This window comes from Methylobacterium sp. WL103, from assembly GCF_008039885.1.
GTDB lineage: Bacteria > Pseudomonadota > Alphaproteobacteria > Rhizobiales > Beijerinckiaceae > Methylobacterium > Methylobacterium cerastii.
Window position 1 is genome coordinate 1 of the sequence record NZ_VRUX01000643.1, and the last position, 2,294, is coordinate 2,294.

The following is a 2,294-nucleotide window of genomic DNA, read 5'->3' on the forward strand; positions in this document are numbered from 1 at the left end:
CCGGACCTTGAAGGACCTCCTCGACCGCGTCGAGGGCGAGGTCGCCACCGCCAAGCGCTCCGCCGACGAGGCCAAGGCGGCCGAGCAGCGGGAGGCCAAGGCGACGCAGGACCGTTTCGCCGCCGCCGGCATCCGCGACCCGGCCAAGCTCGCCCCGAAGGTGAAGTTCGTCGATGCGCGGGGCGACGTCCCGCGCCCGGTCAGCGGTCGCATGCTGCGCGGCTTCGGCCAGCCCGACGGCAACGGCGGGATGACGCGCGGCATTTCGCTCGCGACCCGCGCGAAGGCCGTGGTGTCCTCTCCCGCCGACGGGTGGGTGCAGTTCGCAGGGCCGTTCCGGTCGTATGGACGACTCTTGATCATCAACGCCGGCGATGGCTACTATCTTCTCCTAGCCGGCATGGATCAGATCTCTGTCGAGGTCGGTCAGTTCGTCCTCGCGGGCGAGCCGGTCGGTAACATGGGCGAGGGAAGTGCGGTCCAGCCGGTGATGAGCGGCGACGGCAGCGATCCGATCCTGTACGTGGAATTCAAGAAGGACGGCGGCTCCATCGATCCGGAGCCTTGGTGGGCCAAAAGCCCCAGCGAGAAGGTTCGCGGATAATGCGCAAGACGTCCCTCATCATGCTCGGCGCGTTCCTGGGAGCAGGCACGTCGATGGTCGCGACGCAGACCGACTTCCTGTCGGGTCCGCGCGCCGTGGCGGCCTCCGCCGAGACCTACCGCCAACTCAGCCTCTTCGGCGACGTGTTCGAGAAGGTCCGCACCGACTACGTCGAGAAGCCGGACGAGGCGAAGATGATCGAGGCGGCCGTCAACGGCATGCTGACCTCGCTCGACCCGCATTCGAGCTACATGGACGCCAAGGCGTTCCGCGACATGCAGACCACGACCCGCGGCGAGTTCGGCGGCCTCGGCATCGAGGTCACGATGGAGGACGGCCTGATCAAGGTCGTGACCCCGATCGACGACACCCCGGCCTCCAAGGCAGGTCTGCTCTCGAACGACGTCATCACCCAGATCGACGACGACCAGGTGCAGGGCCTGACCCTCAACCAGGCGGTCGACAAGATGCGCGGCCCGGTGAACTCGCCGGTGAAGCTCAAGATCACCCGCAAGGAGTCGAAGGACCCGATCGAGGTCACGCTCAATCGCGACGTGATCAAGATCAAGCCGGTGCGCTCGCGCGTCGAGGGCACCGATATCGGCTACATCCGCCTGACCCAGTTCAACGAGCAGACCTACGACGGCCTCAAGGCCGCGGTGGACAAGCTCTCGGGCGAGATCGGGCAGGACAAGATCAAGGGCTACGTGATCGACCTGCGCAACAACCCCGGCGGCCTGCTCGACCAGGCGGTGATGGTCTCCGACGCCTTCCTCGACCGCGGCGAGATCGTCTCGACCCGCGGCCGCAACCCGGACGAGACCCAGCGCTTCTCGGCCAAGGCCGGCGACATCACCAAGGGTAAGCCGGTGGTGGTGCTCGTCAACGGCGGCGCGGCCTCGGCCTCCGAGATCGTCGCCGGCGCCCTGCAGGATCACAAGCGCGCGACCATCATGGGCACGCGCTCCTTCGGCAAGGGCTCGGTGCAGTCGATCATCCCGCTCGGCGGCTCGGGCGCCCTGCGCCTCACCACGGCGCGCTACTACACGCCGTCGGGCCGCTCGATCCAGGCCAAGGGCATCGAGCCCGACGTCGAGGTGGTGCAGGACGTGCCCGACGAACTCAAGGGCAAGGACGAGACCAAGGGCGAGGCCGGCCTGAAGGGCCACCTCAAGCAGAAGGACGTCGAGGAGCGCGGCGGTTCGTCGGCCTACATGCCGTCCGACCCGGCCAAGGACAAGCAGATCACCGCCGCCGTCGACTTCCTCCACGGCATCCAGAAGGGTGCCACCAACACCCAGAAGCCGACGATGCCGAACTGATCCTCCTGGATCGGTTGGAACATCAAGCCCCCGTCCGGCACGAGCCGGGCGGGGGTTTTTCGTGGACGGATGCCCCCGGGCCGAGGATCGGAATCCGCTCTCACGAAAAATTAACCATGGCGGCCGGCAATGGAGCCGGGGCACCGCATCGTCGCGTCAGGCGATTCTTCCACGGCGCCGCTTGTCTCGAGGGCCGGTGAGCGACTCGTCCGACGATATCCTGACGCGCCCCCTCGGGGTCGACGTCCCAGCCCCCGGCCCCGGTCTCTTATACACAACTGACGCAGCCGACGACTCCTAACGTGTAGAAAACGGTGGTCGCCGGATCAATAAAAAAAAAAGGGGGGGGGGGGGGGGGGGGGGGGGGG

Annotated in this window: 2 protein-coding genes; both read left to right on the plus strand. The window is 67.2% G+C overall.

Features of this window, described 5'->3' with window-relative positions; translation table 11 throughout:
* Positions 1 to 604, plus strand: a 604-nt coding sequence (locus FV222_RS23595; RefSeq protein WP_147815784.1) for a peptidoglycan DD-metalloendopeptidase family protein, incomplete at its 5' end; no start/stop codon positions are given.
* On the plus strand, positions 604 to 1,926 hold the full coding sequence (locus tag FV222_RS23600; protein ID WP_147754234.1) for a S41 family peptidase: 1,323 nt from the start codon (positions 604 to 606) through the stop codon (positions 1,924 to 1,926). The genes FV222_RS23595 and FV222_RS23600, both read left to right, overlap by 1 nt.
* Positions 1,927 to 2,294: the final 368 nt, after the last annotated feature.

Coding starts and splice junctions, on each gene's coding strand:
- FV222_RS23600 (WP_147754234.1), top strand. CDS start 604: ATGCGCAAGACGTCCCTCATCATGCTCGGCGCGTTCCTGGGAGCAGGC.